The organism is Mesorhizobium argentiipisi (SeqCode) (genome assembly GCF_037179585.1).
Classification (GTDB): Bacteria; Pseudomonadota; Alphaproteobacteria; order Rhizobiales; family Rhizobiaceae; genus Mesorhizobium; species Mesorhizobium argentiipisi.
Map to the genome: position 1 here is coordinate 39,673 of NZ_JAPYKO010000005.1, position 23,925 is coordinate 63,597.

Below are 23,925 nucleotides of genomic sequence, written 5' to 3' on the forward strand. Positions count from 1 at the left end.
AAATTAATCAAGGGACTTGATCGGAGGCGTTTAATATCCCCCGATCGCCTTGGCCGGGCTTACGGCGCTCGCCCGCGGACCTGCCTTTTGCGGGGATTGCAGTGGCTGATAAACTTTTGAGCAGCTCAAAAAAGACAGAATTCCCATTGAGTTAAATAATGTAAACGTTTTACCTGGTCTACCCGATAAGCCGAAACTGTTCGCGTCGAACGATGTGGAAGTTGTCGTTGACGGTGTCTCGGATGGATTTCCAGTTTTTGGGCAGGGTGGATTTGAAGAAGCGCATGATGGCTTCGGCGAAGGTTCGGAAATTGTCATAGTAGCGGTTGTGGGTGACGTGCTCGTGCATGACCTTCCACAACCGCTCGACGGCGTTGAGGTTGGGAGCGTAGGCGGGCAGGAAATGCAGCCTGATGCGGCGCCCCGGCCTGGCCAGCCAGTCCCTGACGGCCTCGCCGCGGTGCACCGGCGCCCGGTCGAGCACGACGTGGATCAGGCGCTTGTCTGGATTGTGCCGCTTCAGCCTGGCCAGCAGATCGATGGTGGTCTGCGTCGACATCTTCAGGGTCTCGACCAGTTGCAGGTCGAAGGTCTCCAGATTGAGCGCGCCCATCAGGTTCATGCGCTCGCGGCCCTTGCCCTTGCGGACGGCGGGACGGTCGCCGCGCCGCACCCAGCCATGCGCCGGCCGGCTCTGGTACTCGGGATGCACGGCATCGCTGAAATAGACGACCTCGTCGGGCAGCAGCCCATTGAGCAGTTTCTCGTAGGCGGCCACGAAGGCTTCCTGCGCCGCCGCGTCGGCCTTGGCCGGCAAGCCCTTGGGCTTGCGGTAATCGAAGCCCAATCGGTGCAGCAGCTTGATCGTTCCGGGTTTGGAATAGACGATCCCGTGACACTTCTCGATATGCGCCATCACCGCCGCCGTGCTCGCAAAGAGCCGGCCCGACAACGTCTCGACCAGTTCCGCTTTCTGGCTGGGCGACAGCTTGCTTCGGCTGCCTTTCCAGCCGAAGCGCCGCAACGCCTGCGTTCCGCCGCTGGCAAAGGCCGCGTGCCAGCCGCGCACCGTGTCGTCGTCCAGATAAAGCGCCCGCGCGACGTCCTCGCAGCTCCAGCCGTCGTCGAGCAGCAGGATGGCGTTGGCGCGACGCGCAACACCATGCTTCTCGCTTGGCCGACGCACCACCGCCTGCAGATACGACCGCCCTTCCGCGCCAAGAAAACCACCTGCAATCATGCCGACAGAAGAATCCTCCAGCAAAACAACGTCAACCGACTTCTTCGCATTATCAGAGAGTCGCGGTATTACTAGCAGGCTGTTGAAAAAGGGCTCGCGACAGTCTCAGGTTCGTGATTCACTCTGACCACGAAGAAGTGGGAGTGAATCGTGCGGGGCGGCGACGATCGAACTGGCGAACTGTTTAGCTACGTGGACCTTGAGGCGCGGGTTCGGCGCAATCATCCGTTGCGCCGTATTCGGGCGATTGTGAATGAGGCGCTTTCGACGTTGGAGCGGGAGTTTGCGGCGCTGTACTCGCCGATCGGGCGGCCGTCGATCCCGCCGGAGAAGCTGCTGCGGGCGATGCTTTTGCAGGCGTTCTATTCGATCCGCTCGGAGCGGCTGTTGATGGAGCGGCTGGAATACGACCTTCTGTTCCGCTGGTTTGTGGGCATCGGCGTCGACGATGCGGCCTGGGATCATTCGGTGTTCTCCAAGAACCGTGACCGGCTGCTGGAGGGCGACATCGCTGCAAAGTTCCTGGCGGCGGTGCTGGCGCAACCCAGGGTGAAGAAGCTTCTGTCGACGGATCACTTCTCGGTCGACGGTACGCTGATCGAGGCCTGGGCGTCGATGAAGAGCGTCAAGCCGAAGGACGGCCCAAGCGGTGGTCATGGCGAGCCGCCGGCAGACGCCGGCGGACGCAATGCGGAAGCGGACTTCCACGGCGAGAGGCGATCGAACGAGACGCACGCCTCGACCACCGACCCCGACGCAAGGCTCTACCGCAAAGGGCGGGGCAAGGAGGCGAAGCTGTGCTTCATGGGGCATGGGCTGATGGAGAACCGCCACGGCCTGCTGGTCGATGCCTGCCTGACGCTGGCCGACGGACATGCCGAGCGGGTGGCGGCATTGCACATGGTCGAGCCCCGTGCCGACCGGCCGCAGGCGATCACGCTCGGCGCCGACAAGGCCTACGATGCGGAGGACTTCGTCAACGAACTGCGTTCGATGAAGGTGACGCCGCATGTGGCGCAAAACACCAGCGGCCGTAGTTCGGCCATCGACGGGCGCACCACCCGGCATAGCGGCTATGCTGTCAGTCAGCGTATTCGCAAGCGCATTGAAGAGGCGTTCGGATGGATCAAGACGGTCGCCGGCCAGGGCCAAACCAAGTTCCGCGGCCGCGGCCGCGTCGGATGGGGCTTCACCTTCGCTGCCGCCGCCTACAACCTGGTGCGGTTGCCGAAGCTGCTGGCGGTGCCGACATGATCGCACCTGCCGGCTGTCAACTGATCGGCCGCTGGCGGATCATCGAAGCTGACCTGTGGGATCGCGGCTATCTCGACCTCGGCGGACCCGCCACGATCACCATTGGGGCCGACAACCACGGTGAGATCGCCTTTGGCGCCCTGCAAGCCGGCCTCGATCTCGGGTACGGGCCCTCAATGGTCTTCTTCACATGGGCTGGCTTCGATGAGATGGACGAAGTCACCGGCGACGGTTCCGCAGAATTGCTCGACGACGGCTCGATCGACATAACCTTCGCCTATCACAACGGCGACGAGGCTATCCTCAAGGCCAAACGTGATCCTTCTTCAACAGCCTGCTAGATGACTATGCAGGAACGGGCGCGCCGATCATGAACGGAAGTCGTCCCTTACCCTCCGCAGCAGGACTTCACAGGCAGATCAACCAGGCCGAGATGGTCGTCGATCTTGAAGCGGTGCGAGAAAACTACAGGCGCTTGAGCGCCACTGCGGGAGAAGCCGATTGCGCGGCCGTGATGAAGGGCGACGCGTATGGGCATGGCATGATCGCGTGCCGCTCGCGCTGTGGCAGGCGGGCGCCAAGACCTTTTTTGTTGCAACTGCCAATGATGGCGTGGCGCTTCGGGCTGTCCTCGAGGGGGCAACGATCTGTGTGCTGGGTGGCTTTCTGCCTGAGGAAACGGAGGCATTCGTCGATTCGAACCTCCTGCCCGTCCTTAACAGCCGCAACCAGATCGAGGAATGGCACAAGGCAGCGTGCCGGTTGGGGCGCCCCCTTGCCTCGATAATCCATTTCGACACCGGCATGAACCGGCTTGGGCTGCTTGCGGACGATGCCGCATGTGGACAAGTGCTGCTTTTTGACCAGGCGACAGCAGCAATGGCTCATGGCGAGGTGGGGGTCGCGGCGCGCGAAAACAAGCTCCTTCCGGAGGGGATTGGCTTGGACGCCTCAGGGCTGCCAACCCGCAGCCCGCAGGCGATACTGGATGATGGAGCGCTGCTGCCTTTCGGGTGGGCACAAGGGCTCGCCCATCGCCACGATGATCGACATCCTTGCCGGAGCGTTGACCGGCAGCAACTTCTCCCATCAGGTGGACTGCTCGGCCCATCCCCGCGCGGAATCGGCTCATACCGGCCAGACCATTATCCTGATCGACCCGACCAAGGGAAATGGCTCACTGAGGATGTTCACGCAGCGGATCGAGGATTTGGTCGCAGCGATGGCCGACGCCGGACAGACGCGCCTTCCAGGCGAACGTCGACTTGCCGCCCGCAAGTTGGCAGCCGAGCGCGGCATCGCCATCGCGGCCGCGAGGTGGCAGCAACTCATGAGCCTGTGAGCACACGCCAGGGCTGATCCTCTGACGCTGGAGCCCATCACCGATGGCTGTTTCTTAGCGGGTCATCCAGACCAGAAGATACATGGCGCCGCTGTCGCGTCAGCCACCCAGAACCAGCCTCACAGGCGGGATCGCCTCGGTCCCGCTGTCCTCGCTTTTTCTTGCAGAGGTCGATTTGGCCGGCCGCCAGCATGGCTAACGCGTAACATTCGCCGTCGCAGCGGGTGAATTTGACCGACGACGCGAGGCGAGCAAAGCCCCTGCCCGGACGGCGTGCAAAGGGTTCGGGAGAATTCGTGGCATATCGCATCGGGCAAATGCTGGACGCCGCTGGTTTTCAAAACGGTCTCACCATGGGTGGGATGACACACCGATTTCCTGCCATATCGCGCGCAGCGGCAAGCCTGGCAGCTAGGTGCAGCCGCCGCCCGGCCGCGGCCAGCAGCATCACGCCGCCATCCGAGGTGATGCGTCCGCCGTCAAACGCAGCTGTGATCTTCTTGCGTCCAACGGCTAGAAATGAGAACGGCAGCAACGTACGTCGGTCATGGCGGGTGTGGCTCGCAAGATGTCGGCGACAGGAATGGCTCCGCCAGCCTCTCAGACGGGTCGTCGTGCATAAGACGGGCTAGAGGCTTGATTTTTGGTGTGCGGCAACACGAGTTGTCGCGATCAGAGTTTGATGAATGTCGACTTCACCTCGGTGAACTCGAGCAACCCGTCGATGCCGTTTCCCGACCGATGAGACCAAAGCGATGGCTCGCGACATCGGGCTGGAGCCGAGGACGACGCCGGTCCAGAGCCCGCAGTCGAACGGAATGGCCGAGGCCTTCGTGAAGACCATGAAGCGCGACTACGTTCGCGTCTCGCCGCTGCCGGACGCCAGAACCGTGATGCAAAGCCTGCCCGTCTGGATCGAGCATTACAACAGCCTTCACCCGCACAAGGGCGCTCCGCTACCGTTCACCCCGCGAGTTCATCGCGGATCAAACCCGAACCTGATCGTGTCCAATCATTCGGGGGCAACAACACTGGACCGATATGCGTGCCCGGCTTCATCGCGTTGTCGACAACGATCGTCTCCAGCCGCTGCTTGAGCGCCGCAACGAATTTGTCGTGAATGCCTTCGGTTACGATCAGCCGAGACGAAGCGGTACAGCGTTGCCCGGTTGAGAAGAAGGCTGAGTTCGCGGCCGCTTCCACGGCGATAGAGAGGTCAGCATCGTCGAGGACGACCATCGGGTTCTTGCCACCCATTTCGAGCTGGTACTTGCGATTGTGCTGGACTGACGAAAGGGCGGCCCGCTTGCCCGTGCCGACCGAGCCTGTGAAGGTGATCCCGGCAAGGCTGGGGCTATCGAGCATGGTCTGGCCGACAATTGAGCCCTTGCCCATGACGAGGTTCAGAACGCCCTTGGGCAGGCCGGCACGATGGAGGATGTCGACGATTGCCCAGGCGCAGCCAGGAACGAGATCTGCTGGCTTGAACACGATTATGTTGCCATAGCAAAGCGCCGGGGCAATCTTCCAAGCCGGAATGGCGATGGGAAAATTCCAGGGCGTAATGATACCGATCACGCCGAGTGGCTCGCGGGTTATTTCGACGTTGACATTCGCCCGCACAGAAGGATCAACTTCGCCGGCGAGACGAAGGGCCTCACCTGCGAAGAATTCGAATATCTGGGACGCTCGGACCGTCTCGCCGATCGCCTCGGGAAGCGTCTTGCCCTCCTCGCGCGCCAGCAATGCCCCGAGTTCATCCTTTCGCGCCATGATCTCGCCGCCGGCCTTTTTCAGAATGGCATGGAGTTCCAGGATGCCCGAACACGACCACGCTGGAAATGCGGCCCTGGCAGCCGCTATTGCATCGGCGACATCCGCCGCCGATGCGCGCGCATAACGCCCGACCACGTGACTGTTATCGGACGGGTTGATGTTGTCGGAAGCCTCCGAGCCGGTCCACTCGTCAGCGATGAGGTCGCTGCCCTTTATGCCGCGACGCTCTATTTGGAATAGGCAGCGACAACTTTGCTGATGGCGGCAGCGATCTGCTGGAGGTGCCTCTCTTCCATGCGGTCGGACCACCACATGCATACGGTCTCGCGGCAGGCCAATTCCGCTTCGGGGCAAAGGGTCGACGAATAGTCGATCTTGCGGGCGCCTTCGAGCGTGAAGGGCAGACCTGACTGCCCGAACGTTTTGTGTTCCCGGACAACCGGATATTTGTAGAGAGGGATCTGTCCAGGGTACCCGATGAAGCCGTCAATCCCTTCAGCCACAAGGGCCTTCATGATGTCGGTCACCGGAACGACGAATTTCGTCGGGTCCAGGCGGAAGCAATAGAAGAAATAGACGCCAACAGTATCGGACATCGGGAGAACCGGGGTCACGGCGGCGTTGCCGAGAAGCTCGGTAAGGCGGTCGGCAGAGGAAATGCGGTTGGCGACGAATTGCTCGAGCTTCTTCAGCTGCTCAAGGCCGACAGCGGCCTGCAATTCAGTCATGTGATAGTTTGGCGCCAGAAACAGATGGTCGCGACCACCGCGCTCACGCGGCCAGCCCTTGTCAGTGCAATGGCGGAGGCCTCTGCCAAACCGTCCGTCCTCATTGCTGATTACCATGCCGCCGTCGCCAGTCGTCATATGCTTGCTCTGCTGGAAGCTGAAGCAGGCAATGTCTCCGATCGTGCCGCACAGACGACCCTTGTAGTAGGCAAGGTGCGCCTGGGCGCAGTCCTCGATAACGAAGAGATTGTGCTTCTTGGCGATCGCCATGATGGCATCCATGTCGGCGGCGTGACCGTAAACATGCGTGACTATGATCGCGCGTGTGCGTTGCGTGATGTTCCTCTCGATCGACGCAGGAGAAATGTTCTGCGTGAAGTGATCAACGTCGGCGAATACCGGGATTGCAAGCTGCGCAATCACCGGAATAACGGTTCCGGCATCAGTAACGGGGGACAAGATGATTTCATCGCCTGGCTCAGGGTTCAGATAGGTGACGGCGGCATGGAGCGCCGCCGTGCCATTGGCGACCGCGACAGCGTGCTTGACGCCATATTTTTCGGCAAACGCTCTTTCAAACTCCCCGGTCTTGGGGCCAGTCAGAAACGACAGCCTTCCGGATGTGATGACTTCCGTCAGCGCATTGATTTCTTCCTGGCCCATGGTGCGACCGGAAGCATCGCGAAAGCTCGGCAGGACACCGTCGATCACACGGGGGCCGCCATTGATTGCTAGGTTGTTCATGCTAGTGCCTCCTTGATCAGGATGAATATTGGCAATGGTTGACAGCTAAAGGCCGAGGAAGTCCGCCATCAGCTGTAGTTGGTGGTCGAGCATATGGCGGCCGAGATGGATCTTGCAGCCGACTGTCTGCGCGAACGCCAGGAGCGGCGTGATCTCCGGCTCCATGATGACCTCGGCGACGACCATGTCCGCCGTAAGCCCAGTTTCGTCGATCGGGAGCGGATCAGCTGGCCGCATGCCGAGAGTGGTGCCGTTGACGACAATGTCGTGCCCCCTGGGATCGATGGTACCGATCGCGACGTCGACGGCCGGAAACATCTCCTGGAGCTTTGCGCGGATAGCAACGAGCTTGTCGCGAGATCGGTTGTTGAGCGTAAGGCGCGCGACCTTGGCTTCGCCCAACGCGAAAGCAATCGCACTCGCCGCGCCTCCGGCGCCCGACAGATGCACGCTCCTACCTTCAAGCTCGATGCCCTGATGGTAAAGACCTCGGATGAAGCCGATACCATCAAGCTGCGCGCCTACTATGCGTCCATCCGGCTCCCGCCGGATCACGTTAGCCGCTCCGACCGCACGAGCCTGAGGCGTCACCTCATCACAGAAGGCGAGGATTGCCTGCTTATGGGGAACCGTAACGATCGAACCGTTGAACGTCAGTATCGACCTGAACGCATTTACGACCGATCCAAGGCCATCCGGCGGGACATTGAAAGGCACCATGACCGCGTCCTTCGCGCGCTCTCTGGCAATGCGATTGATACCTGGAGGAGCCTTAACGTGATCGGTTGGATGCGCGAGAATTCCCAGGACACGAGTCTTCCCAGCGATCTCAAACGGTGCTGCATCTAGCGCGGTCGACATCTCCAGCTCACTTGCCCCAGGAAAGCGCGACGGGGTTGAGATCTCTGGTAAGCTCAAGCAATCCCTCTCGCGTAGCCGGATGAATCTGCTCGAGAGGGTGGCGGACGTGATCGGACTTGATAACTCCACCTTCCATCATCACGGTCTTTGCGGCACGCAGTCCGCACTGACGATTCTCGTAATTGATGAGCGGCAGGATTCGTGCATATGCAGCTGACGCATCCTGCCGTGAGCCTGCCTTGTGATGTTCGATGACAGGTCGGATGAGGTCGGGAATCATCGCGCTCGACATTGCGCCGGTTGCGCCTGCGTCGAGGTCGGCCATTAACGTGATCGCCTCCTCGCCATCGAACGGTCCTTCGATCGCATCGCCGCCGACTTCAATCAGCTGTCGAAGCTTCGCAGCGGTGTTCGCGACCTCGATCTTGAAATAGCGCACTAGAGGGAGGCTCGCGGCAATTCGCGCCATAAGCTCTACGGAGAGCGTGACGCCGCTGAGGGGGGCATCCTGAATCATGACAGGGATATCGCCTGCAGCTGCGACGCGGGCAAAGTGCTCATAGATGGACGCTTCGCCCAGCCGGATACCCGCGCCATGATAGGGGGGCATCAGCATGATTAGTCCGGCCCCGTGCCGCGCCGCGTGCGCGGCTCGATGAGTCGCAATTTCGGTGCTGAAATGACTGCATGTCACCATCACCGGGACACGGCCGGCCACATGGGAAAGGGAAAGTTCCGTGAGCAGCCGCCGCTCCTCATCCGACAGAAGGAACTGCTCGGAGTAATTTGCAAGAATGCAGATGCCGTCGACCCCCTGGTCGATCATGCAATCGAGAACACGGCGCTGGCCATCGACATCGATTTCCCCGGTTGAGGTAAAGGGGGTCGGCGCCACGGGAAATAGACCCGAGTACGGGCGTTTTCGTGCCATGGGGTTCCTCCTCTCACACGAACGTAAATTGGCTTCGCAAGTCAGCTCTTGACTTTCCGACGGCTATCACGAATGATTATTGCAGGCAATAGCCATTTAGGGAATTTCGCAAATGTCCGAGCTGACACAAGAAGGACCGCCGGCAATCCGGCTTCACCCCAAGGACAACGTGGTTGTCGCCACGCGAAAGGTCCCGTCCGGCGAGCACATCGGCGAAGTTCGAACTGTCGATGAGATCATGGGCGGTCACAAGATCGCGGTTCGCGACATCAAACAGGGAGAACCAGTACTCAAGTACGGCCAAATCGTTGGCAGAACGAGCCGCGACATCCGTGCAGGGGAGCATATACACCTCCACAACCTTGCGATGCTGGACAGCTCCGTGGCTCACGAGTTCGCGGCCGACGGCGGGCCGACACCTCTGTTGCCAGAGTCGGAGCGGCGCACCTTCGAGGGCTTCCTGCGCCCAGGCGGCCTTGTCGGCACGCGCAACTACATTGGGATTATCACGACTGTGAACTGCTCTGCGACTGTCTCGCGCGCAGTAGCAGACCACTATCGCATGGAGGGCTTTGGGCCATATTCGAACATCGATGGCGTTGTTGCCTTAACCCATGGAACTGGATGCGCAATTCCAACAAACACGGAAGGCTATCTGTATCTTAGGCGTGTCTTGAGCGGATATGCCAAAAACCCAAATTTCGCAGCCATCCTGATGATCGGCTTGGGATGCGAAACCAATCAAATCGGTCACCTCGTCAAGGCTTTCGAGCTTGAGGAGGGGCCTCGATTGAGAGCCATGACGATCCAGAAACTTGGCGGCACGCGCAAGACGATCGACGAGGCAATTCGCATCATCGATGAGCTTTTACCGGAGGTCGATAGTGCCAAGCGCACGACCCAACCTTTGTCCGGGCTCAAAGTTGCCCTGCAATGCGGCGGCTCGGACGGCTACTCCGGGATAACTGCCAATCCGGCTCTCGGCTATGCCGCGGACTTGATCGTCAAGCATGGAGGGACGGCTGTGCTGAGCGAAACCCCCGAAATCTACGGCGCCGAGCACCTGCTGACCAGGCGAGCGGCGACGCCGATCATCGCAGAGAAGCTTATGGCGCGCATCAACTGGTGGCGTGACTATACCGACAAGAACGGAGCCGAACTGAACAACAACCCCTCGCATGGCAACAAGGAAGGCGGGCTGACAACCATTCTTGAGAAGTCGCTCGGGGCCGTAGCCAAAGGAGGTAGCATGCCTCTCATGGAGGTTTACGAATACGCCGAACCGATAACGGCGAGCGGTTTCGTCTTTATGGACACGCCCGGCTATGATCCGGTCGCCGTGACCGGGCAAGTCGCCGGTGGCTGCAACATCATCGTCTTCACCACAGGTCGCGGGTCGGTGTCCGGGTTTAAGCCCGCGCCATGCATCAAAGTCGCCACTAACAGCGAAATGTATCACCGCATGAGCGAGGACATGGACATCAATTGCGGGGGAATCATCGATGGTAGCGACAGCATAGAGGCGGCTGGAACCCGCATATTCGAGAAAATTCTTGCAATCGCCTCGGGAGAACACTCGCTGAGCGAGGGCTACAATTATGGTGACAACGAATTCGTTCCTTGGCAGATTGGCGCCGTGACCTGAGTCTGACATAGGAACACATGACGCCCCGCATCCTTGCCTACGAAACAATCGCCGACATCTTGAGAAGGGCGATCGAGGGAAAGCGTCTACCTGAGGGCACAGTTCTTCTCGAAGGGCCGATTGCGGCTATCTTCGATTCGAGTCGGTCTCCTGTGAAACAGGCGCTTGCGACGCTCGAAAGTGAAGGTCGGGTGAGAAGGTTCGAAGGGCGCGGTTTCCTGTCGGGCAAAGGCGGGGGCCCGCTCAGGCTGAAGATTACGCCCGAATTGCTTGCCTTGGATAGGGAACCAAGCCCCAACCCCAAGACATTCGCCTGGCAAGGCTTCTACTACGACTTCGAGCGCACGATCATCCTGCGAGCCGTCTTCGGCAGTGCGCGCATTAACGAGCTTGCTCTCGCCAGACATTACAACGTTGGACGAACGGTTGCCGGGGACATACTCAACCACGCGTCCAATTCGGGCATAGTCGTCCAGGATGAGAAATCGCGCTGGCGGATCAATCCGCTTGATGAGGCCCGCTTTCACGACCTCTACGAACTGCGGATCCTGCTTGAGCCCGCGGCGCTCAGGACGGCGATGAAGCGCATTCCGCGGGACGTCCTGGACATCATGCAGAAACGCCTCGCCGACACTACCGCAAGCTTTCCCAATATCGAGCCAGCCGCGCTCGATGCGATCGAAGAGGATCTCCATGTCGGCGTTTTGCAATACAGTGCCAACGGTGAGATCGTCGAGGCGCTGAAGCGCACTCGATGCGTGCTTGTCGCGGGTAAGCACATCCAGCGTGCCGTAAGAGGCACCAAGCCCGTCGATGCCTTCATGAACGAGCATCTCGACATCATGAATGCCATAGCTTCGGGCGACGAAAATACCGCCACCAATAGTCTGGTCGAGCACCTAGTCACATCCAGTCGCAAAGCGAAAGAGAGGCTGCGGGCCTATCTTGAATTGGGCGACGTTTCGCCCATCCCCTATCTCCTTGAATGAGTGCGGAGAGCTTTTCAGGCCTAAGCCGGACGCAACAGCGAGGTCAATGTCGCCTGCCTTGCCACGAGCATTGTCGCGAAGACCTGGCCCGTGGCCGGGTTGTCGATCTCAATCACCTCCCCTTCAAGCCTTCTCACCAAGAGCCGTCGATATAGTTCTGCCAATGTCTTTTCATGTAATTCGTTATCTTGAGTGGACGGCACGCGTGGATTGACGCGTAGCTTCGGTGAAACGCTAGCTCGCGACAGTAGCGGGCCGTGGGTCAGAAATTGCGGGCGACAGCCGTCGTCCGAGGATGGCATCCGCGCCCCGCTCGCCGATCATGATCGAGGCCGCATTTGTGTTGCCGCTTATGATCGCCGGCATGACAGATGCATCGATCACGCGAAGGCCCTCGAGGCCATGCATTTTCAAGTCCTGGTCGACCACAGCCATTTTGTCGCTTCCCATTTTACAGGTACCGACCGGGTGGAAGTCCGTCTTGGCCACCTCGCGCACGTATTTGCCGATCTCTTTGTCTGTGCGAATGTCGGGGCCAGGTGATTCCTCGGATTGGAAGACGGAACTAAAAGCGCGCGTATGTAACAACTCACGCGCGGCCTTGATGCCGTCGATGTTCCTCCTTAGGTCGGGTTCCTCCGAGAGGAACTTGGGATCAATGAGAGGCTCGTCGCGGAAGTCACCGGATGCTAGCGCCACCTCGCCGCGGCTCTGAGGCCTTAGGTTGGCCGCCGCCAGGGTTATGCCGTGACCGACGATCTCTTTGTGCATCGACAGTCCCGCTGGAATGAAATGCATCTGCGTGTCCGGCCACAAGTCGTTTCCGGTCGTGCTCATGAACAGCCCGCCCTCCACGACACAGCTTGTGATCGCGCCCGTGCCGAACATGAGGAACTCGATCCCATGCCGGATGGCGCGCAGGCCCTTGTCCTGCCCTGAGTAGCTGATCGGCTTGTTCAATCGCATTCCTGTGAAGGCGCTAAGATGATCCTGGAGGTTCTTCCCAACGCCCGGGAGATCGTGAACAGGCTTCAGGCCGTGTCTTGCGATCTCATCAGCGGGGCCAATCCCAGACAGAAGCAGGATCTTGGGCGTGTTGATAGCGCCCCCGCTCACCACGACTTCGCGCCGCGCCCGTACCACTTGTGGCTCACGTGAGCCGGGTACCGCGTACTCGACTGCAATTGCGCGTCCATTTTCGACGAGCACGCGCGTGACGCGCACTCCGGTCATGACCTTCAGATTGGGACGGCTTTCGGCCGGATAGATGAAGGCATGTGCGGCGCTGCAACGCCTGACATTCCGTTGCGTAACCTGAAGAAAACCAACGCCTGCCTGGCGCGTGCCGTTGAAATCGTGGTTGAAGCGATAGCCCAATTCCTGGCCTGCTCGCAGGAACATGCGCGTCAAGTCGCAGGGGGATCGCTGGTCCGAGACTCCGAGGGGGCCGCCCACGCCATGGAATTCGTCATCGAGACGCTCATTGTCCTCTGACTTGCGGAAGTAGGACAGCACATCGGCGTAGCTCCAGCGATCGTTGCCGAGTTCCGCCCAGTTGTCATAGTCGTTGCGATTGCCCCTGATGTAGACCATTGAGTTGACGGAACTCCCCCCGCCTAGAAGCTTGCCCTGCGGGGTCGGGATACGTCGGTTCTGCAAGTGCTTCTGCGGAACCGTCATCCATTCGTAGCGGTTTTTTTCTCCCTGTAGCTTGGCGTAGCCGGCTGGCCACCGCACTAAAGCCGAGTTATTGCGCCTACCGTACTCGAGCATGCAAACGCTGATTGACGCGTCTTCGCTCAGCCGCGAGGCCACGACGCATCCTGCCGAACCGCCCCCCACGACAATGTAGTCAACTTCGGAAGCAAGACGACTAGCCACCCTGTAACTCCCTTGCGCATTTAGATCTCGACGACATCATATGCTGGCTATCAATCCGCCATCCACGCGCAGCACGCTGCCAGTGATGTAGGAGGCGCGCTCGCTTGCCAGGAAACTGACAACATCGGCGTATTCGGCTGGGCGGCCGTAGCGTCCCAGCGGGATGCTACTAGTGCTTTCCAACCTAACGTCCTCAACCGAACGTCCCTCACGCTTGGCCTTGGCTTCGTCCAGGAAGAGGATGCGGTCCGTCGCTATGCGTCCGGGCAAGATGATGTTAGCCGTGATGCCTTTGCCGCCTACCTCACGAGCGAGCGTCTTCGACCACCCGACCAAGGCAATACGCAGGGCGTTCGACAGCCCGAGATTGGGGATCGGCGCCACGACGCCCGAGGACGTGCTCGTGATTACCCTTCCCCATTTCCGCTCCATCATCCCCGGCAGAACACAATCGGTTATCCCGATCACCGACAACACCATGCTTTGGAAGTTCTTAGTCCAAGAGGCCGCGTCCTGCCCTGCGACGGGCGTTGGCGGCGGCCCGCCAGTGTTGTTGATCACAATATCAATGCCGCCGAGCTTGTCTTCGATAGCTGAGATGTTGGTTTGCAGTCTGGACAGGTCCCCGATATCCCACAGGACGGGTACTCCGGTGCCGCCCACCGCCGCGATCGCGGCGGTGGCTTTGTCAAGCGTCTCAGTGTTTATGTCCGCGAGCGCTACCTTGACGCCCGCACGGGCGAGCTCGAGCGCGATTGCACTGCCCAGCCCACCGCCGGCGCCGGTTACCAGCGCGACACGGCCGGAAATGCCCAAGTCCATTTTCTCAACTCCGTTCTTTATGCCGACCGGAAGGATGCCCGCGGATCGACGCGGGACACCCTTTTCAGGACGTAGTCGACTTCCTGGCGCGCTTTCTCGGACAAAGCCGATCCGGGCTTTCTTTGAGCGTCGCAGGCAATGATCCCGCGCTTTGCCAGGACGTACTTCCTCACGGCCAATCCAACGCCCTGCTGCTGCTCGTAGCGCAGCAGAGGAAGGTGGGCATCGAACAAATCGTGCGCGGCATCGCGCTCACCCTCCATTTGCAACCGCACCACGTCAGCAAGCATTTCGGGAAACGCGTAGCCGGTCATCGCACCGTCCGCTCCACGCTCCATTTCGAAATCCAGGAAAAGACCGCCATTGCCAGTCAGAATGGAAACCCGGCGCATCGAACCTTCAGCTTCGTAGGCCCGCAACGTCGATATCTTTTCCAGGCCCGGCCAATCCTCGTGTTTCAGCATTACGCACGAAGGTTGGGCTTGCACGATCTGCCGTATGACCTTTGGGGCCATTTGAACGCTGAGCGTCAGCGGATAGTCCTGGATTACGAACGGTATATCCGTCCCGATCGCCTCAATCGCCTGGTGGTAGTAGCCGATGATCTGATCGTCGGTTCGAAGCGACGGCAGCGGCGCGATCATGACCCCTGCTGCACCCGCATCCATAGCCTTGCGCGTCAACAATCGCATCGCAGCGAAACCGGGCGCCGAAACGCCGACGACTACCGGGAGCGAGCCAAACCCCTTCGTAAAGCGCTGAACGATATCCAATGACTCGTCCGGTTCGAGCTTCGGGGCCTCGCCCAGGATGCCCAGGACCGTTACACCCGTTGCGCCCGCCGCAAGATAAGCGTCGATGAGCTTATCGATGGACGCGACGTCCACGCGACCATCCGGATGGAAAGGCGTAGGTGCAATCGGAAATACGCCCGATGAATTCTTGGTCAGCGTTGTCACTGCCGTACTCCAAAATGTTCCGGCTGGGTTGCCAGAGACCGGATTTGCTCCACGATTTCGGCATGTCGCTCCAGCGGAATACGATCGACGCTCATGAGGGGCCTGCCGGGTTGGTCAACTCGACTGTCATCGACCGCCTGTCCCAACTGAACTGCCGCGAGCAGAAAATGATGCTCGTGCCGGCCGTCAAAGTGCTTCAGGAGCGCTTCGGAGCTATTCGGCAACAACTTCGCCACACTGGCAAGAAGTCCATAGGCGCCCCAGTTCGAAACGCCCGCGACAATGAGGAAATCGCTCGGCGTCTGAGCCGCGATGACGTGTCCATTTGGAATATCGGAGGCGACGATGTCTTGGGGAAGCGAGCCCATGCCGATCTCATTCCCGCCATCCCCAATGCCGATCGTGACCCAAGGCCTCTCCCAAGTCGAATCCTCGAAGAGAAGGTGCAACGGCGCTGTCTCGCGAGACATGTCCCACCCATGCTCACGGTGCGGTTTTCCGTCGGGGCCAGGCGCAACGCGCTCGATCGCGATCAGGTGCGTGAGCGGGACTTCCTGCTCGGCAAGGCGTTTGCGCAATCGTAAGACAGCCTTCTCGTCGATACCCACGATTTCGAGGTTTACCGCCAAGGGAAGCGCATCCACCACGGCCCAAACCGCCTTGGCGCAGGGCGCGTCCGTGATGACGGTGACCTCAATGCCGGCCGCCTTAAGTCCGGCGGCAAGGTGCGCCATGCCAATGAGGCCATCGGTCTCTGGCGACGGAGGCTCGGCATGCTTGATGAAGAACCCTGTTACGATCCCGACGTGAGGGCGCTCCGCCTTGGCTATGGATTCTGCGGCCCGCCCCAGATTTCCCTTGGCGAAGTCCGTCAGGCGCGTGATGTTGCGCTTGACGTGTTGAGTAATAATACCCTCAATCAACTCGATCGGATCACTCATTCCATCTCTCAGGTTTCTTAGATTTTCGGTCAGAAAGCCGCCCACCTAGAACGGACGGCGAAGCGCGGCCGTCAGTTCGATTTCCACCAATCCGCTACCGGGGAGGCTGCTGACGCCCAAGGCCGAGCGCGCGTGACGGCCCGCCTCACCAAAGAGGTCGCAAGCAAGCTTGGAGGCCGCATCCATGACGGCGCCATGGCGGTCGAAGTCGGGCGTGGATTTGATGAAGCCGCGCATATAGACCAGACGCCTAACCTGTGAGAGGTCGCCGAGCTCCTGATGCAAGGCAAGCAACGCACGGCACAAGCAAAGTCGCGCTGCACTCTGTGCCTCCGCGAGATCGCTCCCGGTCGAAAGAGACCCAGTGACGATCTCCCCCGAAGAGTTTAGCCGTGGCAGTTGCCCGCTAGCGTAGGCGATATTTTCATTGACCACGACTAGGTCGTAGGCACCCTGCGACTGAATATCCGACGGAAGCGAGATCCCTCGGTCCCGAAGTCCGGCGAAGATCCAACGTGACGAATAGATCGCCAACATCAGAGCACCGCGATCTCGGCGTTGCGTACGTCCGCGATCAACATGTGCGCGGGCTTGTGCGTTATACAGAAAGGCAGCTTCGCCCCTTCGACCGCCAGCTGCGACGTCACTCCGCAAGCCCAAAACACTGGCACTTCTCCGTCATGGATCGGCACCCGGTTACCGCCAAATTCAACGACGTCTAAATCTTTGATGCCGATCTGCGTCGGATCCCCAAAATGGAGCGGCGCGCCGTGAACGCCGGGGAACCGGCTGGTTACCTGAATCGCGCGAATAGTATTGGCTGGCGTGAAGGGACGCATCGACACGACATAATTGCCCCTGAACGGGCCGGCCGGCTTGGCAACGATGTTCGTTGTGTACATCGGATTAACGAGGCCGAGCTCGTTGTGCCGAACGCCAAGGCCAGCATTTTCGAGTGCTTCTTCGAACGAGAAGGAGCAGCCGATGGCGATGGTCACCAAATCGTCCGACCAGCGGTCGGATATGTCGTGGACGATACCGACCTCGCGACCATTCTCCAAAACCCGATAGGCAGGCAGATCTGACCGTATGTCGATATCATCGCCGAGACTTGGCAGCGTGGGATCGCCTGGCGCGCCCACGGCAAGCAAAGGACAAGGCTTTGGGTTGAGGTGGCAGAACCGCAGGAAATCTCCCGCGTATTCTTTCGGAACGATGACGACGTTAGCCTGGACGTAGCCGCGCGCAAGTAGTCCGGTTGGCCCTTTGTACTCTCCTGATCTCATGCTGAGACGTGCAGCCACTGCCGGATTTAGTTGCGATCTAGGACCCGGCGAGCTGACCATCAGAACCTGCTCTCATTAATCCGATATCCCGGAGCCGCTGATTGCGAAGGCCGGGTACGCCATTACATATATGTGTCGTATATTTTTAGCAAGCGACTTCTCCCTTTAGCTGCGGGCTATTGGCCACTACCCATGAAGTGCTAGATCGAAGTTCGGAGGACACGTGAATGGCCAGAGCCGGAAGACAGATCGCTACGGGATCAGAGAATGGGAAGCGGCCAAGCGCGGCCAAGCGCGGCTTAGCTGGCGGCGGCGGGACGATCACGGATCCGAAGCCGGCGTCTCAGACGGACGAGGCCGTAAACCGTATACGCTCCCTCATCATCGACATGTCGCTCGAGCCAGGCAGCCGAATAGATGAAGCTCTTCTGATCAAGGACTTCAAGCTCGGCCGCACGCCAGCCCGCGAGGCGATCAATAGGCTGCTGGCTGAGGGGCTCGTCTACATCGTCCCGAATAGAGGCGGCACATTCGTGCGCAAGTTGGACTTCCCAGAGATTAGCCAAGTGATCGTGGCGTATCAGGCGGCGGAGTCTATTTGCGCACAGCTCTGCCGCTTCGAAGACCCGACGCTCGTTGAAGACTTAAAGTCGATCCAGGATCGCTACATGAAAGAGGTCCGGAAGCACGCCTATCTGGCGATCACGCAGATCAACGAGGAGTTCCACCTTCGGATCCACAGTTCGATCGGCAACGCCCTCCTCTTCGAATTTGCCAAGAGCGTGCATCGGCATGTCAGGCGGCTATTGATACTTATCTACAGGATGGAGGAAGCGGAAGGTTCCGTTCTCGACAGACAGTTCGATATCAATCTAAACGAACACACTGACATCATTTCCGCAATTGGACGGCATGACCGTGCTGCGCTTGCGGCGATCATGCCAGTGCACGCGCGCCAGGTTCAAAAGCGCATGCTGCGCCTCCTTGAGGCATCTGCGGTAGAGCCGATGCATTTGATGTTGGATATGGAAATGCCATTTTCCCCCGGAAGCGCGTTGCTCGCCGCGTTGCAGGCTGCCCGTTCGAAATAAGCCGATAATCCTTCGCATCCCCTGAAAAAACCCGCCGGCCGCGCTTATGCGCGATCCGGCGGGAGGGGGAGGATATCAATCGTTCAGTTCCCAGTCCGGCTGCTCACAAACCGCTCCACCAGCAGCGCCAGAATTATGATCGAGCCGATAGCCGAACCTTGCCAGAATGGTGAGACTCCAAGCAGATTCAGTCCGTTTCTGATCATGACCATGATGAGAACACCGATCAGCGTCCCGATTATGGAACCGCGGCCGCCAAACAGGCTAGCGCCGCCTATGACGACTGCCGCGATAGCATCGAGTTCCATCATGTTGCCCATCAGAGGATCGGCCGTGCCCAGTTGCGCGATGGAGAAAGTAATGGCAACCGCGGACAGCGCTCCCGATACCACGTAGGGCAGAACGCTATAGAACATCACGTTTAGCCCAGCCGCCCTGGCCGCTTCTTTGTTTGAGCCAAGGGCATAAATCGTGCGCCCGCCCTTAGTGTAAGCAAGGTAGGCCCACGCGGCGAGATAAAGCACCAAAAGGAAGAACACGTTTCCCGGAATGCCAAGGACGTTGGTGTAAACGATCTGCGACAAGTCGAGAGGGATATTCGAAATCGCTGTTTGCCCGGAGAAGATGTAGGCAAGGCTTCTTCCGATCGCCATCATGCCAAGCGTGACCACGAAGGCCGCCAATCCGAAGTATGCAATCAAGATTCCGGACACGAGGCCAATGCCGGCTCCCGACAGAAGGGCGAGCAAGATCGCGACAGGGATCGGAAAGCTTTGCAGAGCCAACCCGAGAATGATCCCAGTGAGCCCTGCAACGGAACCTACCGATAAGTCGATTCCCCCAAGCAGAATGACGAAGGTCATCCCCACCGAAACGATACCAACAACGACAGATTGGTCGAGAATATTGAATATGTTTGCTTGGGTTAAAAAATAAGGTGACGTTAATGATAGGCACACGGCAAGTGATAGAGCCAACCCAAGCATTCGTACTTCGAGACGGCCTTTAAGCGCCCACAACGAAAATCCCCGGGGTGCGCTAATGTTCATCGTCACGGTGCCATCTCTCTATTCATTGTGAAATGCAATCTGACTGCTTATACGAGACCGTATCTGCTCAACCGAGGGCAGATCGCGTCCGCCTGGCATGCTGAGCCCGATCCAGCCGAAATCGTGGCCCCGTCGGCTTGTGACAGGGACCAGAATGGTTGCCCGGCTCCCATCTTCCTCACATACGAAACTCGTCGCTCGATCACGAAGGGCTTTGGGAATCTGAGTGTCGGAGATACCGACCGCCTCTCCTGCCGCGAAGCCCGGCGCTACACTGTTGTTCTGAACAACGGAACTCAGGCAGATGAGATCGTTCTCGCCAAGAAGCGCCCAGAAACTTGCGCCTCCGTGGTCCCGTGTGAGGCCACGCAGGATTTCGGTATTTTGAGCCGTAGACGTACGTGGCGCGGCGAGCAGCGTTAGCTTCTCCTCGGTAAGTGACTTGGCGGGCACATCGGCAATGCTGAGCCCATCGCTTATCACGACGATACGCTCCGCGATTCCAAGGAGCTCATCGAAATCCGAAGACACCACCACAACCGAGATCCCTTTCGCGGTGATTGAACGCAAGATGCTGTAGATCGAGGATCGGGTCCGGATGTCGACACCCTTGGTGGGTTCGTCGAGGATCAGAACCTTGGGTTCCAGCAGAAGCCATCGCGCAATGATTATCTTCTGCTGCATGCCACCCGAAAAGTTCAAAAGGCTGGAGTCGATGAGCCTGTTCGGGGGTAAGTCGAGGCTGGCCAGCAACTCTTTTACTTTCGCCTCGCGCTGGCGGTAGCCAAGGCCAAAACCGCGATGCGCTCCAAGATGCGCCAGCAACAGATTCTCTTTGACGGTCATATCCGGGACTATGCTTTGGATGCGGCGGTCCTCGGCGACGAAGCCGATACCCGCAGCTATCGCGTCACGAGGCTCGCGGATCGTAAGTGCCTTCCCGTCCAACCGGATGATACCGCCCTGGCGCTTGCGAAGGCCGAAGATAGCTTCAAGCGTTTCGGATCGGCCCGCCCCAACTAGGCCGCCAATTCCAAGAATCTCGCCTTCTCGCACCGAAAAGCTGACGTCCCGTACGGCGGGAGCTGAGGATATTTTCTCGACGTCAAGGACGATCCGGGCAGCAGCAGCCGTTTTGGGATCCCGCGGTGTCGAATAGATTGTGCTCAATTCCTGGCCAACCATAAGTCGGATCAGTTCGCCTTGAGTGAGCGATGCCGTGTCGAGCGACGTGGCGACTGATTGCCCTTCGCGCATAACCGTCACACGGTCCGTGATGGTGAAAACCTCTTCCAGCCGATGCGAGACGAAAACGAGGGCCGCTCCGCTTTCACGCAACTTCGCCATTATGTCGAAGAGGCGCTCTACCTCTTTTGGGCTCAGCGAAGTCGTGGGCTCATCAAACACGATAAGCAAGGCGTTGAGGGCAAGCGCTTTCATGATCTCAACAAGTTGCCGCTGCGCGGCTGACAGTTGCCGGACCGTTTTGTCGAGAGACAAAATTTCCTTTTGGCCCAAGCGGTCCAAGAGGTCCATAGCTCGCTGCCGAAGTTTGGGGAACGAGAGACGGCCACGACGCCCAAGTTCCGGCAGGAAGACGTTTTCCAGCACGGAGAGATCGGGAGCCAGGCTTGTCTCCTGTGAGACAAGCGCAATTCCAGCATCCAAAGCGGCGCGGGTAGATCGAAGGCGTAGTTGCTGGCCTCTATAGACGATTTCCCCCTTGTCGGGCTGTATGTAGCCGGCTAAGACGCGGGAAAGAGTGGATTTCCCTGCCCCATTGGCACCTAGCAGGCCATGGATTTCACCGCTTGCAAGCTCAAGACGAGCCTGTTTCAGTGCCTGGGTCCGCCCGAAACTTTTGCTAATATCTGAGGCTCGCAAGACGACGTCCAGCGGACTTGGGTTCGATTCGACCATATCTTAGGTTCCCGAAAGCATGGGCCGGCGGTCACACTGCCGGCCCTGTAAACGATCAAAGACCCTCGTTGGCGAATACGGTCTCTTTCACTGTCGGAAGCTGACTTTCGAGATTCTCCGTGGTCACGACGAGCACCGGGACCGCTATCTCCTTGGGAGGGGTAGCTCCGCCGAGTGCTTGGAATAACGTCTCGGTCGCTCGCTGGCCCATCAGATACGGCTGCTGCATGCCCGTCACCAGGATGTCGCCCGACTTCAAGAGGTCAATGAACTCCGGAATGCCATCAAAGGCAGCTACCAGCACATCTCCTTGGCGACGAGCGGCGCGGATGGCCTTCAGCGCTCCGATCGTGGGTTGGTCTGATTGAATGAAGATGCCTTTCATGCCTGGACTGGCCGTAAGCATGTCCTGGGTGAATTTGAAGGTTTCGTCGACGGTATAGGAACGAAGCTGCTGGAAGCCAGCTTCCTTGGCTATACCTGCTTCCTTCATCGCATCGCGGAACCCTTTCGTCCGAGCCTGCCCATTCTTGCGGGCCTGCGACACGGCCACGATGCCAACCGAATTGCTTTCCCACCCTTTGGCCTTCAGAGCCGCAGCAAGAGCTTTGCCGACGCCGTTCGCACCCTCGTAATTGTCCGAACTGATAATGGAAACGTATTCACCGCTATTGGTGCCGATGTCGGATATCACCACTGGGATGCCCGCCTTCTCCGCGAGTTCGAGCACGCTCGGAGCAGTCGAACTGTCAGTAGGCGATAGAATAATGCCGGCTACGCCGCGGGCAATTGCGTCTTGCGCGTTGGAGAGTTGGGTTCGCGCTTCATCGTTCGAGTTCAGGGCCTGAAATTTATAGCCCTGCTTCGTTGCGATCGACTCGACTCCCTTCGACATATATCGCCAGAAGGAGAGATTTATGTTCGGGGTGATGTATACGATCTCCTTCGACCCCGCAAACAAGGGACTTCCCGGCAGAATTCCAACCGCTGAGATGATCGCCATCGCAGCAACACTGTGTAGTACCGAACGTTTGTTCATTTACTGCTCCCATTTAGACCGCCCCCAATGGTCGGCCTCTGATCTCCGGTCGGTAGGCCATTGGCGAGCAACGCTACCTGTTGGCGCCGAGCTGCGTGCGGTATTCCCATTTTCCCGCGGTCGTTCTGACTAATGCTCGATTGTATAGATAAGCCGCTGTGCAGGCGTGCCTCGGGGTGAGGGCGACATAGTCCCCAACCCGAAGCGAGTTCGTCCCTATGACGGCGTGCTCTTCCTTAATCATCTTGATTGGCCCGGGGCCGACGAACCGACTGGTAACGGGGATGTCAGGCGAAACCGCCTTCGATCCGGCATCCAGCGTCGCCGTATCGCGACCAACTGAGACGACAGTCGATAGAACATAGGCGGCGATGCGCCAGCCGATGTCCCCAAGATCACTTGAATGCTGAGCGCTGGAAAAGGTGAAACTGCCTGTCGACACCCAACGCGCGACTTCAGCCGACCAGATGTTGAAGGAGTAGCTCCCTGCGGCGATAAGGTCCGTAGAGAGGCCCGCCGCCGACACATCCGCCATTAGCTTGCGAACCGCGTTGATTAGGCGAGCGAGCTTGACCTCACGTTCAGCTCTGTCCGCATCCGTGATGTGACCATCATATACATGCCATCCGGCAAAATGTCCGGCGACCGCCATGGCGCGAGCCAGGGCAATCGCGCCTTCGTCGATCGGCACACCGGTCCGGCCTAAGCCAGGATCGAGATCTACGCGAAATCCGACATTCCCTGCGCCGCTTGCAAGCTCCGACTGCCAAGCGTGCAGTCCTTCGTATGAATCCACCACTGCCTCGATCCGAAGGCCATCGTGGCTTCGCGCAACGTTCGCAACGCGGCGGATATTCGCCTGATTTGCAGTCGGGTAGGCCCAAACGATAAGGCGGGCTCCGGCTTCCGCGGCTATCTCAACTTCCGCTGGGGTCGCGGTCTTAAAGCCAAGAACGCCTTCACGGATCATCATTTCGATAATCCAAGGCGCCCGATGCGTCTTCACATGCGGCATTAGGCGACCAATTCCGCCAGCAAGCCTAGCAGTCTGACGAAGGTTGAAGACAACCTCATCTTCAAGGATCACGAAGCACGGCGTTTCGACCGGCACTGGAGGAACGGGTAAGTCACGCTTTTCGTCCAACACGGCTGACTGTTCCAAGAATCGCTCTCATGACATATATGTAACGTATATTACGATGCATGAGTTTGCAATAGGCGAGGAACGCTCGCCCGGAAGCGCTGCGCTAGGCCATTGAAAACAAACTCATGAGTTTGGGTTTTCACCACCCGTCCCTGTCGGGAATCTCGCCCAAGCTACAAAATGGCCAGTGTTCGCTCACCGCTTGATGTGGCAGAGAGCGACGGAGCCCCGGCAACAGCCGAGGTGGCCAAAGGAGCGACTTGCGACGCATATGCCGCCGACT

The 23,925-nt window shown here is 59.1% G+C and carries 20 protein-coding genes and 5 pseudogenes; 9 read left to right on the top strand and 16 right to left on the bottom strand.

Going from position 1 to position 23,925, the window contains the following annotated elements; all coding sequences use genetic code 11:
- Positions 1–178: 178 nt before the first annotated feature.
- On the bottom strand, positions 179–1,240 hold the full coding sequence (locus O7A05_RS09975; RefSeq protein WP_337092848.1) for an IS630 family transposase: 1,062 nt from the start codon (positions 1,238–1,240) through the stop codon (positions 179–181).
- Positions 1,241–1,390: 150 nt separating this feature from the next.
- Between O7A05_RS09975 and O7A05_RS09980 the strand changes: the two genes are divergently transcribed.
- The 5 genes and pseudogenes from O7A05_RS09980 (at position 1,391) to O7A05_RS09995 (ending at position 3,836) form a co-directional block, all read left to right on the top strand.
- Positions 1,391–2,494, top strand: coding sequence for an IS5 family transposase (locus O7A05_RS09980; protein ID WP_337092850.1), 1,104 nt, complete (start codon positions 1,391–1,393; stop codon positions 2,492–2,494).
- Positions 2,491–2,835, top strand: a complete 345-nt coding sequence (locus O7A05_RS09985; RefSeq protein WP_337092852.1) for a hypothetical protein — start codon at positions 2,491–2,493, stop codon at positions 2,833–2,835. The genes O7A05_RS09980 and O7A05_RS09985 overlap by 4 nt, the downstream gene beginning before the upstream one ends.
- Positions 2,836–2,927: 92 nt before the next feature.
- A pseudogene (locus O7A05_RS34390) lies at positions 2,928–2,993 on the top strand (hypothetical protein); the annotation flags it as partial.
- A gap of 113 nt (positions 2,994–3,106) precedes the next feature.
- Positions 3,107–3,430, top strand: a pseudogene (locus O7A05_RS34395) (alanine racemase); the annotation flags it as partial.
- A gap of 52 nt (positions 3,431–3,482) precedes the next feature.
- Positions 3,483–3,836 (top strand): Ldh family oxidoreductase, encoded by a 354-nt coding sequence (locus O7A05_RS09995; protein WP_337092855.1) that lies wholly within the window; start codon positions 3,483–3,485, stop codon positions 3,834–3,836.
- A 394-nt stretch (positions 3,837–4,230) separates the two neighbouring features.
- On the opposite strand, the pseudogene O7A05_RS10000 reads toward O7A05_RS09995, so the two are convergent.
- Positions 4,231–4,385: pseudogene (locus O7A05_RS10000) on the bottom strand (transposase); the annotation flags it as partial.
- Positions 4,386–4,579: 194 nt separating this feature from the next.
- Here O7A05_RS10000 and O7A05_RS10005 point away from each other — a divergent pair.
- Positions 4,580–4,838 (top strand): annotated as a pseudogene (locus O7A05_RS10005) (integrase core domain-containing protein); the annotation flags it as partial.
- Positions 4,839–4,862: 24 nt separating this feature from the next.
- Here O7A05_RS10005 and O7A05_RS10010 read toward each other — a convergent pair.
- From O7A05_RS10010 to O7A05_RS10025, 4 genes and pseudogenes are all read right to left on the bottom strand, one after another.
- Positions 4,863–5,930: pseudogene (locus O7A05_RS10010) on the bottom strand (aldehyde dehydrogenase family protein); the annotation flags it as partial.
- Entirely contained in the window at positions 5,840–7,084 is a 1,245-nt protein-coding gene (locus O7A05_RS10015) for a DegT/DnrJ/EryC1/StrS family aminotransferase (protein ID WP_337092856.1), read from the bottom strand. The gene O7A05_RS10015 and the pseudogene O7A05_RS10010, both read right to left, overlap by 91 nt.
- A gap of 45 nt (positions 7,085–7,129) precedes the next feature.
- Entirely contained in the window at positions 7,130–7,945 is an 816-nt protein-coding gene (locus O7A05_RS10020; RefSeq protein ID WP_337092857.1) for a shikimate dehydrogenase family protein, read from the bottom strand.
- A gap of 7 nt (positions 7,946–7,952) precedes the next feature.
- Positions 7,953–8,876, bottom strand: coding sequence for a dihydrodipicolinate synthase family protein (locus O7A05_RS10025; protein WP_337092858.1), 924 nt, complete (start codon positions 8,874–8,876; stop codon positions 7,953–7,955).
- Positions 8,877–8,988: 112 nt separating this feature from the next.
- Between O7A05_RS10025 and O7A05_RS10030 the strand changes: the two genes are divergently transcribed.
- Both O7A05_RS10030 and O7A05_RS10035 read left to right on the top strand, forming a co-directional pair.
- Positions 8,989–10,521, top strand: coding sequence for a UxaA family hydrolase (locus tag O7A05_RS10030; RefSeq protein WP_337092859.1), 1,533 nt, complete (start codon positions 8,989–8,991; stop codon positions 10,519–10,521).
- Positions 10,522–10,538: 17 nt separating this feature from the next.
- On the top strand, positions 10,539–11,510 hold the full coding sequence (locus O7A05_RS10035) for a GntR family transcriptional regulator (protein ID WP_337092860.1): 972 nt from the start codon (positions 10,539–10,541) through the stop codon (positions 11,508–11,510).
- A gap of 234 nt (positions 11,511–11,744) precedes the next feature.
- On the opposite strand, the gene O7A05_RS10040 is transcribed toward O7A05_RS10035, so the two are convergent.
- The 6 genes from O7A05_RS10040 to O7A05_RS10065 are packed head-to-tail and all read right to left on the bottom strand — an operon-like array spanning position 11,745 to position 17,459.
- The gene (locus tag O7A05_RS10040) at positions 11,745–13,391 is read right to left on the bottom strand and encodes a GMC family oxidoreductase (protein WP_337092861.1); all 1,647 of its coding nucleotides are present in this window, start codon (positions 13,389–13,391) and stop codon (positions 11,745–11,747) included.
- Between the two features lie 36 nt (positions 13,392–13,427).
- Positions 13,428–14,213, bottom strand: coding sequence for an SDR family oxidoreductase (locus O7A05_RS10045; RefSeq protein ID WP_337092862.1), 786 nt, complete (start codon positions 14,211–14,213; stop codon positions 13,428–13,430).
- A gap of 17 nt (positions 14,214–14,230) precedes the next feature.
- On the bottom strand, positions 14,231–15,172 hold the full coding sequence (locus O7A05_RS10050; protein WP_337092863.1) for a dihydrodipicolinate synthase family protein: 942 nt from the start codon (positions 15,170–15,172) through the stop codon (positions 14,231–14,233).
- On the bottom strand, positions 15,169–16,113 hold the full coding sequence (locus O7A05_RS10055) for a glutamate cyclase domain-containing protein (RefSeq protein ID WP_337092865.1): 945 nt from the start codon (positions 16,111–16,113) through the stop codon (positions 15,169–15,171). The genes O7A05_RS10050 and O7A05_RS10055 overlap by 4 nt, the downstream gene beginning before the upstream one ends.
- A gap of 45 nt (positions 16,114–16,158) precedes the next feature.
- Positions 16,159–16,650: a RidA family protein gene (locus O7A05_RS10060; RefSeq protein ID WP_337092866.1), complete on the bottom strand. Its 492-nt coding sequence runs from the start codon at positions 16,648–16,650 to the stop codon at positions 16,159–16,161.
- Positions 16,650–17,459, bottom strand: coding sequence for a putative hydro-lyase (locus tag O7A05_RS10065; RefSeq protein ID WP_337092868.1), 810 nt, complete (start codon positions 17,457–17,459; stop codon positions 16,650–16,652). Before O7A05_RS10065 ends, O7A05_RS10060 begins: the two co-directional genes overlap by 1 nt.
- A gap of 167 nt (positions 17,460–17,626) precedes the next feature.
- On the opposite strand from O7A05_RS10065, the gene O7A05_RS10070 reads away from it, so the two are divergent.
- Complete coding sequence (locus O7A05_RS10070) at positions 17,627–18,490, top strand: GntR family transcriptional regulator (RefSeq protein ID WP_337092869.1); 864 nt, start codon at positions 17,627–17,629, stop codon at positions 18,488–18,490.
- An 83-nt stretch (positions 18,491–18,573) separates the two neighbouring features.
- Here the strand turns inward: O7A05_RS10070 and O7A05_RS10075 are convergent, their stop codons facing one another.
- The 4 genes from O7A05_RS10075 to O7A05_RS10090 form a co-directional block, all read right to left on the bottom strand.
- Complete coding sequence (locus O7A05_RS10075; protein WP_337093082.1) at positions 18,574–19,539, bottom strand: ABC transporter permease; 966 nt, start codon at positions 19,537–19,539, stop codon at positions 18,574–18,576.
- 18 nt (positions 19,540–19,557) lie between these two features.
- Positions 19,558–21,459: a sugar ABC transporter ATP-binding protein gene (locus O7A05_RS10080; RefSeq protein ID WP_337092870.1), complete on the bottom strand. Its 1,902-nt coding sequence runs from the start codon at positions 21,457–21,459 to the stop codon at positions 19,558–19,560.
- Positions 21,460–21,514: 55 nt separating this feature from the next.
- Entirely contained in the window at positions 21,515–22,498 is a 984-nt protein-coding gene (locus O7A05_RS10085) for a substrate-binding domain-containing protein (RefSeq protein WP_337092871.1), read from the bottom strand.
- A gap of 73 nt (positions 22,499–22,571) precedes the next feature.
- Positions 22,572–23,660 (bottom strand): alanine racemase, encoded by a 1,089-nt coding sequence (locus tag O7A05_RS10090; RefSeq protein ID WP_337092872.1) that lies wholly within the window; start codon positions 23,658–23,660, stop codon positions 22,572–22,574.
- Positions 23,661–23,925 lie beyond the last annotated feature (265 nt).

Bases quoted from the DNA above. Each gene is read 5' to 3' on its own strand.
- O7A05_RS09975 (WP_337092848.1), bottom strand. From the start codon at position 1,240: ATGATTGCAGGTGGTTTTCTTGGCGCGGAAGGGCGGTCGTATCTGCAG.
- O7A05_RS09985 (WP_337092852.1), top strand. From the start codon at position 2,491: ATGATCGCACCTGCCGGCTGTCAACTGATCGGCCGCTGGCGGATCATC.
- O7A05_RS09995 (WP_337092855.1), top strand. From the start codon at position 3,483: ATGATGGAGCGCTGCTGCCTTTCGGGTGGGCACAAGGGCTCGCCCATC.
- O7A05_RS10015 (WP_337092856.1), bottom strand. From the start codon at position 7,084: ATGAACAACCTAGCAATCAATGGCGGCCCCCGTGTGATCGACGGTGTC.
- O7A05_RS10020 (WP_337092857.1), bottom strand. From the start codon at position 7,945: ATGTCGACCGCGCTAGATGCAGCACCGTTTGAGATCGCTGGGAAGACT.
- O7A05_RS10025 (WP_337092858.1), bottom strand. From the start codon at position 8,876: ATGGCACGAAAACGCCCGTACTCGGGTCTATTTCCCGTGGCGCCGACC.
- O7A05_RS10030 (WP_337092859.1), top strand. From the start codon at position 8,989: ATGTCCGAGCTGACACAAGAAGGACCGCCGGCAATCCGGCTTCACCCC.
- O7A05_RS10035 (WP_337092860.1), top strand. From the start codon at position 10,539: ATGACGCCCCGCATCCTTGCCTACGAAACAATCGCCGACATCTTGAGA.
- O7A05_RS10045 (WP_337092862.1), bottom strand. From the start codon at position 14,213: ATGGACTTGGGCATTTCCGGCCGTGTCGCGCTGGTAACCGGCGCCGGC.
- O7A05_RS10055 (WP_337092865.1), bottom strand. From the start codon at position 16,113: ATGAGTGATCCGATCGAGTTGATTGAGGGTATTATTACTCAACACGTC.
- O7A05_RS10060 (WP_337092866.1), bottom strand. From the start codon at position 16,650: ATGTTGGCGATCTATTCGTCACGTTGGATCTTCGCCGGACTTCGGGAC.
- O7A05_RS10065 (WP_337092868.1), bottom strand. From the start codon at position 17,459: ATGGTCAGCTCGCCGGGTCCTAGATCGCAACTAAATCCGGCAGTGGCT.
- O7A05_RS10070 (WP_337092869.1), top strand. From the start codon at position 17,627: ATGGCCAGAGCCGGAAGACAGATCGCTACGGGATCAGAGAATGGGAAG.
- O7A05_RS10075 (WP_337093082.1), bottom strand. From the start codon at position 19,539: ATGAACATTAGCGCACCCCGGGGATTTTCGTTGTGGGCGCTTAAAGGC.
- O7A05_RS10080 (WP_337092870.1), bottom strand. From the start codon at position 21,459: ATGGTCGAATCGAACCCAAGTCCGCTGGACGTCGTCTTGCGAGCCTCA.
- O7A05_RS10085 (WP_337092871.1), bottom strand. From the start codon at position 22,498: ATGAACAAACGTTCGGTACTACACAGTGTTGCTGCGATGGCGATCATC.